Source organism: Alteromonas macleodii (assembly GCF_903772925.1).
Classification (GTDB): domain Bacteria; phylum Pseudomonadota; class Gammaproteobacteria; order Enterobacterales; family Alteromonadaceae; genus Alteromonas; species Alteromonas macleodii_A.
Genome location: NZ_LR812090.1, coordinates 4,542,126 through 4,557,235 on the forward strand (window position 1 = coordinate 4,542,126; position 15,110 = coordinate 4,557,235).

Annotated in this window: 15 protein-coding genes; 7 read left to right on the plus strand and 8 right to left on the minus strand. The window is 45.2% G+C overall.

Translation table 11 applies throughout. The features are described from left to right. The first annotated feature begins 276 nt into the window (after positions 1-276). The gene (locus PCAR9_RS19455; RefSeq protein ID WP_179985016.1) at positions 277-831 is read left to right on the plus strand and encodes an outer membrane beta-barrel protein; all 555 of its coding nucleotides are present in this window, start codon (positions 277-279) and stop codon (positions 829-831) included. A 92-nt stretch (positions 832-923) separates the two neighbouring features. Here PCAR9_RS19455 and PCAR9_RS19460 read toward each other — a convergent pair whose 3' ends face one another. The 4 genes from PCAR9_RS19460 to PCAR9_RS19475 form a co-directional block, all read right to left on the minus strand. Then, positions 924-1,157, minus strand: coding sequence for a YheU family protein (locus PCAR9_RS19460; RefSeq protein WP_179985017.1), 234 nt, complete (start codon positions 1,155-1,157; stop codon positions 924-926). A gap of 63 nt (positions 1,158-1,220) precedes the next feature. Then, the gene (locus PCAR9_RS19465; protein WP_179985018.1) at positions 1,221-2,255 is read right to left on the minus strand and encodes a hydrolase; all 1,035 of its coding nucleotides are present in this window, start codon (positions 2,253-2,255) and stop codon (positions 1,221-1,223) included. Between the two features lie 20 nt (positions 2,256-2,275). Then, entirely contained in the window at positions 2,276-2,776 is a 501-nt protein-coding gene (locus PCAR9_RS19470; RefSeq protein WP_179985019.1) for a TIGR02444 family protein, read from the minus strand. Then, the gene (locus PCAR9_RS19475; protein ID WP_179985020.1) at positions 2,763-4,736 is read right to left on the minus strand and encodes an ATP-binding cassette domain-containing protein; all 1,974 of its coding nucleotides are present in this window, start codon (positions 4,734-4,736) and stop codon (positions 2,763-2,765) included. Before PCAR9_RS19475 ends, PCAR9_RS19470 begins: the two co-directional genes overlap by 14 nt. Positions 4,737-4,854: 118 nt before the next feature. Here PCAR9_RS19475 and PCAR9_RS19480 point away from each other — a divergent pair, with 118 nt between their 5' ends. Together PCAR9_RS19480 and PCAR9_RS19485 are read left to right on the plus strand one after the other, a co-directional pair. Then, positions 4,855-5,061 carry a YheV family putative zinc ribbon protein gene (locus PCAR9_RS19480; RefSeq protein ID WP_012520152.1) on the plus strand — a complete coding sequence of 69 codons (207 nt, stop codon included), beginning with the start codon at positions 4,855-4,857 and terminating at the stop codon, positions 5,059-5,061. Positions 5,062-5,239: 178 nt separating this feature from the next. Continuing rightward, on the plus strand, positions 5,240-6,349 hold the full coding sequence (locus PCAR9_RS19485) for a DUF748 domain-containing protein (RefSeq protein ID WP_179985021.1): 1,110 nt from the start codon (positions 5,240-5,242) through the stop codon (positions 6,347-6,349). Positions 6,350-6,531: 182 nt separating this feature from the next. Here PCAR9_RS19485 and PCAR9_RS19490 read toward each other — a convergent pair whose 3' ends face one another. The 3 genes from PCAR9_RS19490 to PCAR9_RS19500 all read right to left on the minus strand — a co-directional run bounded on the left by PCAR9_RS19490 (position 6,532) and on the right by PCAR9_RS19500 (position 8,131). Then, positions 6,532-6,690 carry a hypothetical protein gene (locus tag PCAR9_RS19490; protein ID WP_012520154.1) on the minus strand — a complete coding sequence of 53 codons (159 nt, stop codon included), beginning with the start codon at positions 6,688-6,690 and terminating at the stop codon, positions 6,532-6,534. A gap of 250 nt (positions 6,691-6,940) precedes the next feature. Next, complete coding sequence (locus PCAR9_RS19495) at positions 6,941-7,189, minus strand: SlyX family protein (protein ID WP_179985022.1); 249 nt, start codon at positions 7,187-7,189, stop codon at positions 6,941-6,943. Between the two features lie 9 nt (positions 7,190-7,198). Beyond that, positions 7,199-8,131 (minus strand): WD40 repeat domain-containing protein, encoded by a 933-nt coding sequence (locus PCAR9_RS19500; RefSeq protein WP_179985292.1) that lies wholly within the window; start codon positions 8,129-8,131, stop codon positions 7,199-7,201. A 197-nt stretch (positions 8,132-8,328) separates the two neighbouring features. Here PCAR9_RS19500 and fkpA point away from each other — a divergent pair, with 197 nt between their 5' ends. Next, positions 8,329-9,114 carry an FKBP-type peptidyl-prolyl cis-trans isomerase gene (gene fkpA, locus PCAR9_RS19505; RefSeq protein ID WP_179985023.1) on the plus strand — a complete coding sequence of 262 codons (786 nt, stop codon included), beginning with the start codon at positions 8,329-8,331 and terminating at the stop codon, positions 9,112-9,114. A 266-nt stretch (positions 9,115-9,380) separates the two neighbouring features. Here the strand turns inward: fkpA and PCAR9_RS19510 are convergent, their stop codons facing one another. After that, positions 9,381-9,650 (minus strand): hypothetical protein, encoded by a 270-nt coding sequence (locus PCAR9_RS19510; RefSeq protein ID WP_179985024.1) that lies wholly within the window; start codon positions 9,648-9,650, stop codon positions 9,381-9,383. Positions 9,651-9,824: 174 nt separating this feature from the next. Here PCAR9_RS19510 and greB point away from each other — a divergent pair, with 174 nt between their 5' ends. The 3 genes from greB (at position 9,825) to PCAR9_RS19525 (ending at position 15,054) form a co-directional block, all read left to right on the plus strand. Next, entirely contained in the window at positions 9,825-10,310 is a 486-nt protein-coding gene (gene greB, locus PCAR9_RS19515; protein WP_179985025.1) for a transcription elongation factor GreB, read from the plus strand. A 178-nt stretch (positions 10,311-10,488) separates the two neighbouring features. After that, complete coding sequence (locus PCAR9_RS19520; protein ID WP_179985026.1) at positions 10,489-12,879, plus strand: Tex family protein; 2,391 nt, start codon at positions 10,489-10,491, stop codon at positions 12,877-12,879. 396 nt (positions 12,880-13,275) lie between these two features. Beyond that, positions 13,276-15,054: a C1 family peptidase gene (locus PCAR9_RS19525; RefSeq protein WP_179985027.1), complete on the plus strand. Its 1,779-nt coding sequence runs from the start codon at positions 13,276-13,278 to the stop codon at positions 15,052-15,054. Positions 15,055-15,110: the final 56 nt, after the last annotated feature.

A 15,110-nucleotide genomic window follows, 5' to 3' on the forward strand; every position in this document is an offset into this window, starting at 1 on the left:
GCTGATATTTTTTCGAAGTTGGCAGACGCTTTGCACTTCACGATTTTGATAAATACATCGGACACGATTTCTGAAAAGAAATAATTGAGATGACATAAAGACGTTTCTAGCTTTGTGTTCATCAACAAAGTAACCCACTGCAGAGCGACGTATAAGGGCAGCGCGATGTAGAAGAGCGGCGCATCGCAAAAGCGCTGACTCCCGACACGCCTTGCAAACTTATTGAACGTTTGCGCTGCAGACGGTGGGCTACTGAAAATACTAAGGAGTTATCACATGCGTAAATCAATCACACTTATTGCAGCGGCACTTACTGCGGCAACAATTCCTCTTACAGCAATGGCCGACAAGCCAGACTGGCGTTACGTAGAAGGTGGTTACACCAAAATGGACTTTGACGACAACGAGTCTTTCGAGCCAGACGGCCTGACCGTTAATGGTAAATACCTTTTAAACAGCAACTGGTACTTAAACGGCGAGTACAGCTTCTTTGAAGAAGGTAACTTCGATTTTGATATGCTTACACTGGGTGCAGGTTACCGCTTACCTGTAAACGCCACGACAGATGCCTACTTCGGTGCGAATCTAGAGCGTATTGACGGCGACGTAGACGACGAGACTGGTTACAGCATTAATGCAGGTCTTCGCTCAATGATTACAGAGCAGGTAGAGCTTGCTGGTGAAGTGGGCTATTACGATGTAGACGATGGAGAAGCGACATTCAAAGTAGGCGCTAACTACTACATCACGCCACAGTGGGCAGTTGGTGCAAACTACAAAATCATTGATGATTTAGACATTATGCAGGTAACTGCACGCTACGCTTTTTAAGCCTTCCTCTCCTCAGGTAGGTAGCCGGGTTGCTCGACCCGGCTTTTTTGTGTCTGCATTTCAAGAAGACGTCTATTTTTTCGCTTCGTTTTCTATTCAGCTGTGTCGCTGGGCTCAATATCTTCTTTTCTTTTTATATCCACACTTTCGTGAAGCTCTGAGTATACTAGTACAGCCTCGCCCGACTTTAACCTGTCTAGCACCTGCTGAACTTTTACTTCTAGCTCAACTTCCTCAGCGCCATAGTCGGTGCCTTCGCGTAATACAAAAGATTCAGCCAAGCTATAAAGCGTATCGCCTTCTAACGCGTCGATGGGAATTATCATTCACTCTCCTGGGAAAAACGATTTATAAAACTCAAACCACACCAATATAATATCACTGCGGTATTAGCGGCTAACATAACCACAGGTTGAGTTTACCGGTAAGGCTTCGCTAACAAAGCGTTTTACGCGCTCGTGCAGCCAAACCTTCGGATTTAATACAGAGCCTTGCATGAAGCCAACATGACCGCCGCGTTCACTCAACTCTACGGTGACATTACGCGCAAGCTCTTCTTCTTTCGGCACAATTAAGTGGTTCATAAAGGGGTCATCAATGCTATGCAATACTAACGTTGGGCAGTGGATGGCGCTTAAAAAGTGATACGCGCTACACTTTTCATAATAGTCTTGCGCATCTGCAAAACCGTGCAGGGGAGCCGTGATCTTTTCGTCAAATTGAGTAAAGCTAGTAATGCCTTCTACATCACTTTTTGTAAGCTGAATAAGCTTACGATAATCAATGTATTCCATCTTCTTACGCAAAGTATCTTTCATGCTAGTAAGTAAATACTTTTGGTATACCCGCGAAAACCCCTGATTAATTGACTTTGCGCACTCAGATAGCTTAAGTGGAGAAGAGATGGCAACAGCCGCCTTCAGCCACTTTTGTGCCGGGTTTTCACCCAACAGTTTCAACAGCATATTACCGCCAAGCGAAAAGCCAATAGCGACTTTGGGAATACGAGGAAATTTATCGTGCAGCCACTCTAAGAAAAAACTAGGGTCTTCTGTTTCGCCACTGTGATAAGCGCGCGCTTTTAGATTTGGCACACCGCTACAGCCGCGATAATGCATCATTACCACCTGCCAACCATTCACAGACAGTTGGGCCATCATATCGTTCGCATAATGCGACTTGATGCTGCCTTCCAATCCGTGAAACATCACCACTATCCCTGATGTTTCTTGTGGTTTGGGGCCCCATGCTACGTCAACAAAGTCGTCATCCGGTAAGGTTAAACGCTCCATGTCATAAGAAAGGGGCAAGCGCTTTTGAATAAAACGCGGCCATATGGTTTGCACATGTCGGTTCTTTGCCCATCCTGGCACTTTAAAGCTACTTTTTATTATCTTTCCATGCGATAGCGCTGATTTGCTCATTGTATTTTCTTATTGTGTTTTTACGATAATTGATTAACTACAAGGCTCACTAACTGGCGCGCCTCGTTGTTGTCGCGTAACTCGTATGCATTAATGAACGCAGCGATAGACGCGTTAAATATATTAGCTGGCGAGGCCTGCTGACCCAATTGCGTAACCGCCTGCTCATTAAAAGACGCAACGATGTCTTGCTGTTGTTGCCTTTCAAGCTCTAATTCTTGCGCTTTAAGTGCATCGTAGGTTGTTTGCTCACCACCTTTCTCTGGGCTTGCTGCTTTGCGCTTCTCGCGATGCTGCTTTAACTTTTCGTCAGTGCTCGCTGATGCCGCTATAACCGACTTAAGCTGAGGCAAATTTATAATGACATTATTCTCTAAACACCAGCAAATCAGCAAGAGAACGTTTACATTCACCTTGTGGTTGTCCTGAAGTAAAAGCGCGAGCGGTGCCATATCGCCTTTCGTATAGCGAGATACGCTGTACTCCCAAAACACACTGCTTTTTATATTAGGCGCTGACATTGTCATACTCTTCTCGTTTTTGCTCTATCTGCTCTTGGGCATCTAGCCATGCCATCTCTTCCTCTTCAAGCTGTTGCTTAAGCTGAGTTTGCTTGTCGAGCAAGCCCATGAGTTCTGCTTTTTTGTCGTCGCTGTAAAGCGAGGTATCGGCGAGTGATGCTTCTACCTCTGCCAAGGCGGCACTGCATTTCTCCATGGCTTTTTCGTGTTTTTCGATGGCTTTTTTAAGTGGCGCTACGCTTTGTCTGAACTCGGCTTCGCGGCGCTTTTCTTCTTTACGATCTAACTTGCGTTCCGGCTTACTGTGCGCTCCGGCCTCGTGCTGCGCGCTGTTTTTAGCGTCGCTGTTGGCACTTTTAGCCTCGCTGTTGGCCTTGGCTTTTTCTGCCGCCTGCTGTTTTAAAATCCAGTCGCGATAGTCATCCAAATCGCCTTTAAATGGCTCAACTTCACCGCTGTCTACCAAATAGAAATCTTCACAAACCGAGGAAAGTAAGAAGCGGTCGTGCGATACCAGCACCATAGCGCCTTCAAAACCTTGAAGAGCAATATTAAGCGCGTGGCGCATTTCTAAATCTAGATGGTTGGTAGGCTCATCGAGCAGCAATAAGTTAGTTTTTTGGTAAACAATTAACGCCAACACCAAACGCGCCTTTTCACCACCTGACATAGGTGCCACGGGCGCCAATGCTTCATCGCCGTTAAAACCAAAACCGCCCAGATAGTCGCGAAGCTGCTGTTCAGTCGCTTTTTCATCAATGCGTTGCAAATGTAAAAGGGGAGTGGCGTTAGCGTCTAGTGTTTCTAACTGATGCTGCGCAAAATAACCAATTTTAAGACCTTTAGCGGTATTAAAAATGCCCTGCTTGGGCGCATGAACGCCCGCTAACAGCTTAATTAACGTTGACTTACCTTGGCCATTTCTGCCTAAAAGACCTATTCGGCTACCGGGTACTAAATTCAGTTTTACCTGTTGGAGAACTATATGGTCATCGTACCCCAGCTGTATTTTTTCCATTTGAACCAGCGGGTTAGGAAGCGCTGTTGGCGGCGCGAAAGAAAAGCTAAACGGGCTAGCCATATGGGCTGGCATTAACGTTTCCATTTTCTCTAGCTGCTTAATACGGCTTTGCGCTTGCTTTGCTTTACTAGCCTTGGCTTTAAACCGCGTAATAAACGAGTTTAGATGGGCTACCTTTTGCTGCTGCTTTTCATACTCAATGTTTTGTAAACGTATACGCTCAGCACGCTGGGTTTCGTAAGATGAATAATTACCTGTGTAAGTAACAAGCTTCTGTTGCTCAACACTGATAATTTGCGCCACCGTATTATCGATAAATGCTTTATCGTGAGAAATAAGCAACAAGGTGCCTGTATAGCGTTGAAGCCATTTCTCTAACCAAATCACGGCGTCTAGATCTAAGTGGTTAGTGGGCTCATCAAGCAGCAACAGGTCTGATGGGCAAAGTAGTGCTTGTGCAAGGTTTAAGCGCATGCGCCAACCACCGGAAAAGTCACTCACTGGTGCACTTAACTGCACATTAGTAAATCCGAGGCCGGAAAGTATAGTCGCTGCGCGTGATTCTACATCGTAGGCCCCAGCCTGTTCTAGTTGCCCATGAATTTGGCCAATTTTCACGCCATCTCCGCTTTTTTCAGCGGCGTCCAGCTTAGCCTGTAAATCACGTAAATGTTTGTCGCCGTCTATCACGTAATCTATCGCAGTTCGATCAGTTGCTGGCGTTTCCTGAGCCACGCTCACAATTCGCCAATCACTTGGAACGCTGCAATCTCCTGCATCGACGCTTAGTTCACTGCGCAACAGTGCAAACAGCGTAGACTTTCCGCAGCCATTGCTGCCTATAAGCGCCACTTTGTGGCCTGGAAAAACCTGTGCCGACGCTTCTTCCAGCAGCATTTTGCGGCCGCGAAGTAGCGATACATTTGAAAGCTTAATCATGACTAACCTGTGATAGAACAATCTAGGGCGCGTATAGTATCAAAAACTTAAGGTAAAAGCTGATCAACACATGCCATTTCAAGGTATAATACTGGCGAAATTCCCCAAAGGTGTATGTATGTCAAAACGTGTAAAACGTCGCTTTGTAGCAGGGGCTACGTGCCCAAAATGCCAAGAGCTAGATACTATTTCGTTATATTTTGAAAATAACGTGGAAAAGCTGGAATGCGTCGCATGTGGGTACAACGAAGCGCAAACTGACGAAAAGGTCAGTGCCGCCACTCGCTCCAACGAAAACGTGATTGGTATTTTCAAACCTCACTAGCATTCCTACTCACTGTTAAGAAAATCTTACCATCAGGCCTGTGTAACACCTTATCATACTGTACTCAGGCTTTTTAAAACCTTCTCTGGATACCGCGCCAGTAGCGACTAACGCCCTTACCGAGGAAAAAAGCTCTCCAAGGCATGTTTTTTGTATTCCTTTCTCTAAGGAGTGAAATATGAAACACGCTAAAAAACGATTTTGCTATGTAGTATCAGGGCTATTGCTCATGCTCATCGCGTTTAGGTTGTACCTTCCTTATGCCGCAGCCACATATATCAACAACACACTAAGCCAATCGGACCAATACAATGGTCGTGTGGGCGATGTTGATTTAATGCTGTGGCGAGGTGCCTACAGCTTAGAATATGTGTTGCTGTATAAAGCGAACGGACAAATAGATAAGCCGTTGTTTAAGGCTGACTATGTGGAGTTTACACTATCGTGGTCACAGCTTTTTAAAGGTGCGGCCGTTGGAAGGGTGGTGGTAAATTCTCCCGAAATTAACTTTGTAGACGGAAACACGGAAGAAAAGAGTCAGTCGGGTAAGAACGAAAATTGGCTGTCTATTGCCGACCAATTATTTCCTCTGCGTATAGATAAACTCACCATTAACAAAGGGAAAATTGCCTTTCACAATCCTGATACTTCTCCGGCTATCGATATTGCGCTGCACGACATTCATCTTGAAGTGAATAATTTGGTAAACAGCGACGATTTATCGGACACCCGCGTGGCCACAGCTACAGCGAAGGGCCAGACGGCCGAGCAAGGTACTATTTCATTAAACGCCAAGCTTAATCCAGCAACCAAAGCTCCTACCTTTGATTTAGACATTCAAGCTGACAACGTTGGCCTGGTGAATTTTAAAAACCTGCTTGATACCTATGCACCTTTTGACTTAGAAGCCGGGACGCTTACGCTTGCTGCCGAGGTCGCGTCTAACGAAGGGCAGGTAAAAGGCTATATAAAACCTATTTTGGATAACGTTGAGGTATTTTCTTGGAAAGGCGACATTGAACGTGACGGAGACGGTTTTATTGAAGGCAGTATTGAAGCGATTTCCGCGTTTGTCACTGAACTGTTTGAAAACCAGAGCCAAGACCAAATTGCCACACGTATTCCTATTGAGGGCGATTTATCTAGCCCAGATACACAGACTTGGGAGGCATTTACGGCGATATTAAAGAACGCATTTGTTAAAGCATTTCAAGGCGATGTAGAGGAAAGTGTAGAGCTCGACAGATTGGAATTAGATAGACTGGAAAACCCTGAGAAGTCTAATTAAAGTCGCTGAGGTTTTTTTTCGCTCTGCTCAGGGCTTTAACCGCTAAGGGCTATTTAACCGCTAAGGGCTTATTTAACGCTGAGGGCTTATTTAACGCTGAGGGCTATTTAACCGCTGAGGGCTTACTTAACGCTGAGGGCTCTGCATGAGCCCTAACCGTTATAGCTGCTGTTATAAGGTACTTATATGGTACAGCTATCACCACAATCGTTGGCACCGTCGCGCATGCCTTCAATTTCTTGGCTTTCTTGCTTGTCTTTTTCAGCCTGTTTTTCGGCTACTGACTGCTCAACTGAGTCAAAATCGATGCTGTCAAACGCATCCATATCAAAATCACTCATAATTTTCTCTCTTAAATAGTAAAAAGGCTTCTTTAACTGAAGCCTTTGTATCGGGGCGCAAGTGTAAATCAATTAGACTGTCAGGATAAATGCAGTCTTAACCTAACTCATAACAAGATAAACTAGTGTTTAACCCGAAGCTTATGCAGTTTGGTTTTATAAACCTTTGATTTTTTCTAATTTGTCGACTGCCTATGAGGCGCCCCCTTCAAACCACAGGCGCGCCTGTGCCATTTAAAGATGGCTATTATTAATAGTGCGGGGGCGGGGTTTCTTCTGATTGCTTAGCAATATTAGACGGTTCTATGCTTTTAACACGGTCTATTACGTGACTTACTTTAAACGCCAAATCATCAAGTTGCTTTTGCTGTGAAGCCAGCGCTTCGTTTAGTGCCTCGATAGTGTGTTCTTGAAAGGCTACTTTCATCTGTAACTCTTCAATATAGCTATTGGCGCTATTTATTTGCTGCTCTAACTGCTCAGCGCTTTTGTCTGTCATGTAAATTCTCTATCTCTCTCGTTGCCATTCTTCGGCAAGGCCACTGCTACTTATAGACAGTATATTATCATTGGGAAGGAAGCCGACGCCATAAACAACTGCGGTTGGCGGTGAAATAGACTCTCTCGATGCCACTTGAATTGACTGAACTTGCTCGCCGTTTTTCAAATTCCAAAGATAAACCTTTCTGGCTGGCGAGCCTGTTAGTAAATACTGGCCATCTTTTGAAAACTCGACGTCGGTGAAGATTTTTTGTCGTGAAGCAAACTTCAGTGAAGTCACGGGCTGCCCGGTTTGTACATTCCACACTTGCGACTTACTTTGACTGTCGGCAGTAAAAGCAAACCGGCCTTCATCATCAAGCGCAACTTTTGTCACTCGGGTTGGGTGGGTGAAGGTATGAATTATTTGCCCAGTCTCAGTACTCCACAAATAGGCAATATAGTCATTGCCACCAGTAAGGGCAAACTTGCCATTAGGTGAGATATCAATGGAATTAACTTTTTCCTGATGTCCAAAAAATTCGAGGCGACGAGAGGTGCGCGGCTCAAAATACATCACCTTGCCATTTGAGCGAGCGACGAGTATGCCATTACCATTATTGGTGACTACCACGTCGCGAATAGAGGACTCATCTATTCGCCAAAACCCTTCTGGTTCGCCAGTTTCTAAACTCCAAAGAGCAAACGCTTCACGGTCAGCAGTTACCACATAGCGCTTGTCTGCACTAATGTGCACTGACATCACTAAGTTGTTGCCTTCCCCTTGATGACTCCAATGATAGAGCGGTTCGCTCTGCCCAATTCGCCATACATTGACCCCATTGTTCACGCCAGATACCACCGCTAACGTGCCGTCGGTGGATATATCTGCCGCGTATGCGCCCTCTTCTACATGACGCCACTGCTGTATTGGCGTAGTATCAGGGACAGAACATCCCATGGAATTGCCAATAAGTAAGGTGAGTAACACTATTCTATGGAACATTTGAGGCCTAAACATAATCAAATGGGTTTCGCTTTGTAAACGCTAGGTTTAACATAGCATGGATCACGCATCTTTAACTATCGTGCAAACTGCCTTAGATGCAGCAGTATAGACATAGACGCATGATGATAATAATTAATGGAGACGTTTTTATGCAGAAGTCGCTCGTTGCCTTATCTACTATCGCTGCGCTAGGCCTTTTCGCTTGCCAGCCAAACACATCTGATGAGGCCGCTTCTACAAGCGCTGATAGTGCAAAAACAACTGCTGTTGCAGCAGAAGAAATGACAGATACACAAAAGCAAGCTTACGCCATGGGCGCGAGTATGGGTCTGTTCGTTAGCAACCGTGCCGAACAACAAGAGCAGCTTGGTTTAACCCTAGACCAAGATGCACTACAACAAGGCTTTAAAGACGGCCTGAACGACACCCTTAAGTTTACGCCAGAGCAAATTCAGCAAATCGCTCAACAGGGCGAAGAAGAATTGCGTGCTAAACAGCAAGAAATGGCTGAACAAGCTGCTGAGAAAAACATTGAAGCAGGTCTTGCTTACCTAGAAGAAAATGGTAAGAAAGAAGGCGTGACGACAACAGAGTCTGGTCTTCAATACGAAGTACTTGAAGAAGGCGAAGGCGCAAGCCCAGAAGCAACAGACATGGTAAAAGTTCACTACCGTGGCACCTTGCTTGATGGTACAGAGTTCGACTCTTCTTATAAGCGTGGCGAGCCAGCTGAGTTTCCACTTAATCGCGTAATCGCGGGTTGGACTGAAGGCGTACAGCTAATGAAAGAAGGCGCGAAATACCGCTTCCACATTCCATCAGAGCTTGCTTATGGCGCACGCTCAACAGGCGCGATCACGCCTAACTCAACGCTAATTTTTGATGTTGAGCTTCTAGAAGTGGTTAAACCTGAAGCCGAAGCGCAAGCTGAATAAACCAGCGAATTGGGCATAAGAGAAAGCCGACGCATAGCGTCGGCTTTTTTGTTTTAGTGAGTCAGCGTGATCCTTGCTTACCTTTTCCCTACGAGCTAGTGGATTTTCACCACGCGCGTACCCAAATAGTAATGTGGGTTATTCAATATGCTTGGTGCCTCGAATTACACTTTAAAGCATAGCTTAAAATCGCAAAATTTCACGGCCCTAACAAAGCTTTTTAGGAACAATTAAACCTTAAAAACTAGGGCTTAAAACTAAAGGTTTTAACGGTTAGGTGCGCGTCGTCTTTCCGTATGGACTTTGAACGTCGCAAAGTGGTTAAGCAATGAGTGCCCTACTTTATACATGGCACACGCTAAGATAAGGTATATCACAGTTCGTACACTATTTAAGCGAACAACTATATCAAGTAAGGCATACAACAATAACAGCGCGCCGCTTAAAAACAGCATAAAACCTATGATAGTGCCGCTGGTTTGAAGCGGATCGCTCCCCGACCGTCGGCGGTTCAACACAGGCATTCTGTTACGCATTCATTTCCCCTAATGGCTAGTATGATATTGATACTACGACACTGACAGAAAGGTTTATGTTCAATAATTATTCAATCTGTCTATTTTGTCACTTTTTACCTTATCGAAAGATTGCGTTTTGCCTTATTACCCACATAAAGTAGGGGTAATTAGCTGGATTATTTATAGGACATTGTGAAAACACCGCTTATCACTCGAAAAGGCTATTTAAAGCTTAAACAAGAACTGGATTTCTTGTGGCGTGAAGAACGGCCAGAAATCACTCGCAAGGTAACTTGGGCAGCCAGCCTGGGCGATAGGAGTGAGAATGCTGACTACCAATACAACAAAAAGAAGCTTCGCGAAATTGACCGTCGAGTTCGTTACTTACGCAAATGCTTAGAGAACCTAAAAGTTGTTGATTACGATCCACAGCAAGAAGGGAAAGTGTTCTTTGGTGCTTGGGTGGAAATTGAAAACGAATCTGGCGCTGTTATGGAGCTTCGCTTAGTTGGCTATGATGAAATATTTGGCCGTAAGGACTATATCTCTATTGATTCACCCATGGCCCGTGCTCTACTTGGCAAAGAAGAGGACGATGAGTTTATTGTTAAAACTGAGGCGGGTACTAAAGAGTGGTGGATAAACCGTATTTGGTACGACGCAACAGATAAACTTTGAATAAAGAGATGGTCTTCTTAACTACCCAGTTGTAACACAATGATCAGACGACTTTCCCTACACCGCGGTGATATACTCACCGCTCTTATTTTCACTACTAACGCTGTGTATGTAAGCCTGTCACACACCGTTTATTCGCCATTGCCTAACGCGAACTTTTAGTATCTTAGAGCGACTTATGATTACCAATAAAATTGCAGAAGAGCTTAGCGTTCAACCCTCGCAAGTAACTGCCGCAGTAAAACTTCTCGATGAAGGGGCAACCGTTCCTTTCATTGCCCGATACCGCAAAGAAGTAACCCAAGGCCTTGATGATACGCAGCTGCGTAATCTAGAGCAGCGCTTGACCTACTTACGTGAGCTAGAAGAACGCCGCGACGTTATTCTTAAATCTATCGAAGAGCAGGGCAAACTAACTGACGAACTTAAAAGCAGCATTGCCGGTGCTGACAGCAAAACAACCCTTGAAGACTTGTACTTACCGTATAAGCCTCGTCGACGCACTAAAGGACAAATTGCTATCGAAGCAGGTTTAGCGCCACTAGCCGATGCATTGTTTGGCAACCCTGACACAGACGCTGAAAGCAAAGCGCAAGAGTTTGTAAATGCAGACAACGGCGTTGCTGATACTAAAGCCGCGCTAGAAGGTGCTCGCTATATCCTTATGGAAAGGTTTGCTGAAGATGCCGCTTTGCTAGCGAAAGTGCGCCATTACCTTACTGAAAATGCTCACGTAAAAAGTACGGTTGTACCAGGTAAAGAACAAGAAGCGGCCAAATATAAAGACTATTTTGAACATAGCGAGAAATACAAAAAGGTACCCTCGCATCGCGCATTGGCCATGTTCCGAGGTCGCAATGAAGGCATGCTTCATATTCAGCTAGATGCAGATCCACAATCAGAAGAAAAGGGGCCATCTCATTGCGAACACATTATCGCAAGCCACTACGATATCATGCACCGCGGTCGTGGCGCGGATGATTTCTTAGCTCAGGTTGTGCAGTGGACGTGGAAAATCAAAATTGGTTTACACATGGAAACAGAGCTATTCAGTGCCCTTCGAGAGCGTGCTGAAGAAGAAGCCATTGAAGTATTTGCTAAAAACTTAAACGACCTGTTGATGGCTGCACCTGCAGGTGCAAAAACCACTATGGGACTAGATCCAGGTTTAAGAACCGGCGTTAAGGTAGCAGTAGTAGACAGTACAGGTAAGGTGGTAGCAACCAACACCATATTCCCACATGCTCCGCAAAATCAGTGGGATAAGTCTATTCGCACGCTAACAACCTTGTGCAAACAATACAAAGTAGATTTAATCAGCATTGGCAATGGTACAGGTTCGCGCGAAACAGACAAACTTGTTGGCGAAATGCTCAAAAACAATAGCGAGCTTACTGCACAAAAAATTATGGTCAGTGAAGCTGGCGCTTCTGTATATTCAGCGTCTGAGCTTGCCTCGAAGGAACTGCCTGACCTTGACGTGTCAATTCGCGGCGCGGTGTCTATCGCTCGACGCTTGCAAGACCCACTCGCAGAACTCGTTAAAATTGAGCCTAAAGCCATTGGTGTAGGCCAATACCAGCACGATGTAAGTCAAAGCCAGCTGGGTAAATCCCTTGACCGTGTTATTGAAGACTGTGTGAACGCCGTTGGCGTTGACCTAAACACCGCATCGCCTGCGCTATTAAGCTATGTATCAGGCTTAAATAAAACTCTAGCGCATAACATTGTTAATTTTAGAGACACCAATGGTGCTTTCCCAGACCGTAAAGCACTGTTAAAAGTTGAGCGTTTGGGTCCAAAAGCTTTTGAGCAAGCGGCGGGTTTCTTGCGTATTGTAAACGGCACCAACCCACTTGATGCCTCTGCGGTTCACCCCGAAGCATACCCGGTAGTCGATAAAATTGTAGATACCACTGCGGTTGCAGTTAATGACATTGTCGGCAATACCGAGTTACTTAAAAGCTTGTCGCCAGATACCTTTACCAGCGATGCATTCGGCTTACCTACCGTTAAAGACATCCTTAAAGAGCTCGACAAGCCAGGTCGTGACCCTCGCCCTGAATTTAAAACAGCGGCGTTTAAAGAAGGCGTTGAAACTATTAACGACCTTAAGCCGGGTATGATTTTAGAAGGCGTAGTGAGCAATGTAGCTAACTTTGGCGCATTTGTTGATGTGGGCGTGCATCAAGATGGACTGGTACATATCTCTGCATTGACCAACAAGTTTATCTCAGACCCTCGCGAGGTAGTTAAAGCCGGCGATATCGTGAAAGTAAAAGTGCTGGAAGTAGACGTACCGCGTAAGCGTATTTCTTTTACCATGCGCTTAGACGACACACCAAATCAAAGTAATAATGCCGGTGGCTATAGCTCTTCAAGTAAGGGCTCTTCAGGTAAAGGTGCGAATAACCAAGGCTCAGGTAAAGATCAAAACAAAGGGGCTGGACGTGCCAACGGTAAAGCAAATCCGCGCTCGAATAAGGGAGGCGGCAATCGCAACAGCCAGCCTCAAAACAGCGCCATGGGCAATGCCTTTGCTGACGCGTTTGCTAAGGCGAAAAAGTAAACCCTAGCCATTCATTATCGCTTATTTTGTTTTATAAAGGGCTTGTCGCAAGACAGGCCCTTTTTTGTTGCTCTTCCATTTATCCTTTCGCTTTTGCTACATTAGTTATGGTGCAATTGAGAGTATTAACGCTCAACAATACTTGCGTAAAAAGCATTAATACCAATCCGTATAGTTAAAGATACCGAAACAATGAAAAGGTGTGGGTCACACCGAAACCGAAGTTCGTATGTTAGTAGCGTTTAACGAAGGTAATGTTGCTCATTTGACCTCAGCCTTTTTCTAGGCAGTACTTTCGGACGACCATAATGAGTTAACGGCCAACGACCTTTGATGTACGCGTGTTTCATCTAGCTCTACAGCAAAGATCACCTGCCCTAATCAGAGGATGATGTTATGAACTTACCTGTTTCAGAAAGCATGCTAAATGTCAGCGCAGACTTCCCCGACCTTCGGGATCGCTATTACCAACCCAACCTCACCCCGCTTAAGCCTTTTATCGATCCGCCGGGTAACTTGGGTATATTAGACCAAGGCCAAGACGGCGCCTGTACAGGCTTTGCCTTGGCCGCCACCATAAATTTTATCTATCGCCAACAAGGCCGAAAACATACCGTGAGCCCATGGATGCTTTATGCCATGGCAAAGCGTCACGATGAATGGTTGGGCGAAGCCTATGACGGTTCGAGTTGCCGCGGCGCTATTAAAGGCTGGTATAACAGTGGGGTGTGCAGCGACTCTCTGACAAAAGATATTAATCACAGCAACGAATTTGAAATGACCCTCGCCATAGCTGATAACGCCAGTAATCATAGGCTTGGCGCATACTACCGGCTTGAACGGGAAATTAGCGATTTTCATGCTGCACTTAATGAAGTGGGTGTTATTTTTGTGTCAGCAAGAATACATGAAGGCTGGAAAGACGCCGAGGGCGACGCGATAAAATTAAGGCCTGAGCCCATGGGAGGCCATGCGTTCGCCATTGTTGGCTATAACGATGAAGGCTTTTGGATTCAAAATTCGTGGGGTACGGATTGGAAAAAGTCAGGGCTGGCACTCTGGCGATACGATGACTGGGCGTTAAATGTTATGGATGCTTGGGTGGTGCAACTCGCACTCCCTATTTCAGGTACGGGTACCTACCATCAGGCTACGCGCTCTATCGCACAGGGGCTGTTCTATCGCTCTACACCACGAGTAAGTATTCAAGATCACTTCGTCCATTTTGATGACGGGCACTTTGATACTAAAAGTAAATATTGGAGCAACAAAAACCACGTCGATACCATTATTGAAAAGCTCTCTGACAGTAATCATCAGCATGTAATGCTGTACGCGCACGGTGGCTTAAATAGCATTAAAGCCTCGGCTAAACGCATTGCCGCCATGAAAGACACCTTTCTTAAAAACGATGTGTACCCCATTCACTTCATGTATGACACAGGCATGCTTGAAGAGCTAAAGGACATTTTGGGCTTTAAGAATGAAGAAATTAGCGCCAAAGTCGGGGCATTTACCGACTACACCGATCGCATTTTAGAATGGGCGACACGTAAAGTGGGCGGCGCACTGTGGCGTGAAATGAAATCAGACGCTTGCTCGCCTTTTACCCGTACCACGTCCGACGGCACCTACTTTTTGACCAAGTTAGCTGGCTATCTTAAAAACAACCCAAGGATACAGCTGCATGTTGTGGGTCATTCGGCAGGCTCTATTTTTCATGCACACAGTCTATCAAGGTTATTCAAAGTTGATGAAAATATAAAAGTAACAAGCCTGCATTTAATGGCCCCAGCCATTAGCTACTCACTATTTAACGAAAAGCTTTCGGAGTTTATAGAGGGAGAACATATCAAGTCGACCACGATTTACAACTTATCCGAAGCATTAGAAAAAGATGATCACGTGGCGCGTATTTACCAAAAATCATTACTTTATTTAGTATCAAATGCATTTGAGCCTAAACCGGAGATGCCATTATTAGGTATGGCCGTGTTTAATCAGCCGCTGTCTAACGTAACGTTTGAATACAGCGAAGGAAAAGAAGGTGATGCGACGGCAGCTACATCCCACGGTGGATTTGATAGCGACGTAGATACCATGAACTCGGTACTTTCAGATATCACTGGCGGTACACCTAAATATCCGTTTACAAAGGCGATATTAGATTATTGAGGCTTGCTGAAGCGAAGAAGCCTTTGCATAAATGAAAGTGCCGTTCTTGCGATTTA

Bases quoted from the DNA above. Each gene is read 5' to 3' on its own strand.
- PCAR9_RS19455 (WP_179985016.1), top strand. From the start codon at position 277: ATGCGTAAATCAATCACACTTATTGCAGCGGCACTTACTGCGGCAACA.
- PCAR9_RS19500 (WP_179985292.1), bottom strand. From the start codon at position 8,131: ATGGGATGTTCTGTCCCTGATACTACGCCAATACAGCAGTGGCGTCAT.
- PCAR9_RS19465 (WP_179985018.1), bottom strand. From the start codon at position 2,255: ATGAGCAAATCAGCGCTATCGCATGGAAAGATAATAAAAAGTAGCTTT.
- PCAR9_RS19475 (WP_179985020.1), bottom strand. From the start codon at position 4,736: ATGATTAAGCTTTCAAATGTATCGCTACTTCGCGGCCGCAAAATGCTG.
- PCAR9_RS19525 (WP_179985027.1), top strand. From the start codon at position 13,276: ATGAACTTACCTGTTTCAGAAAGCATGCTAAATGTCAGCGCAGACTTC.
- PCAR9_RS19460 (WP_179985017.1), bottom strand. From the start codon at position 1,157: ATGATAATTCCCATCGACGCGTTAGAAGGCGATACGCTTTATAGCTTG.
- PCAR9_RS19470 (WP_179985019.1), bottom strand. From the start codon at position 2,776: ATGTCAGCGCCTAATATAAAAAGCAGTGTGTTTTGGGAGTACAGCGTA.
- PCAR9_RS19510 (WP_179985024.1), bottom strand. From the start codon at position 9,650: ATGCGTAACAGAATGCCTGTGTTGAACCGCCGACGGTCGGGGAGCGAT.
- PCAR9_RS19495 (WP_179985022.1), bottom strand. From the start codon at position 7,189: ATGACAGACAAAAGCGCTGAGCAGTTAGAGCAGCAAATAAATAGCGCC.
- PCAR9_RS19490 (WP_012520154.1), bottom strand. From the start codon at position 6,690: ATGAGTGATTTTGATATGGATGCGTTTGACAGCATCGATTTTGACTCA.
- fkpA (WP_179985023.1), top strand. From the start codon at position 8,329: ATGCAGAAGTCGCTCGTTGCCTTATCTACTATCGCTGCGCTAGGCCTT.
- PCAR9_RS19520 (WP_179985026.1), top strand. From the start codon at position 10,489: ATGATTACCAATAAAATTGCAGAAGAGCTTAGCGTTCAACCCTCGCAA.
- PCAR9_RS19480 (WP_012520152.1), top strand. From the start codon at position 4,855: ATGTCAAAACGTGTAAAACGTCGCTTTGTAGCAGGGGCTACGTGCCCA.
- PCAR9_RS19485 (WP_179985021.1), top strand. From the start codon at position 5,240: ATGAAACACGCTAAAAAACGATTTTGCTATGTAGTATCAGGGCTATTG.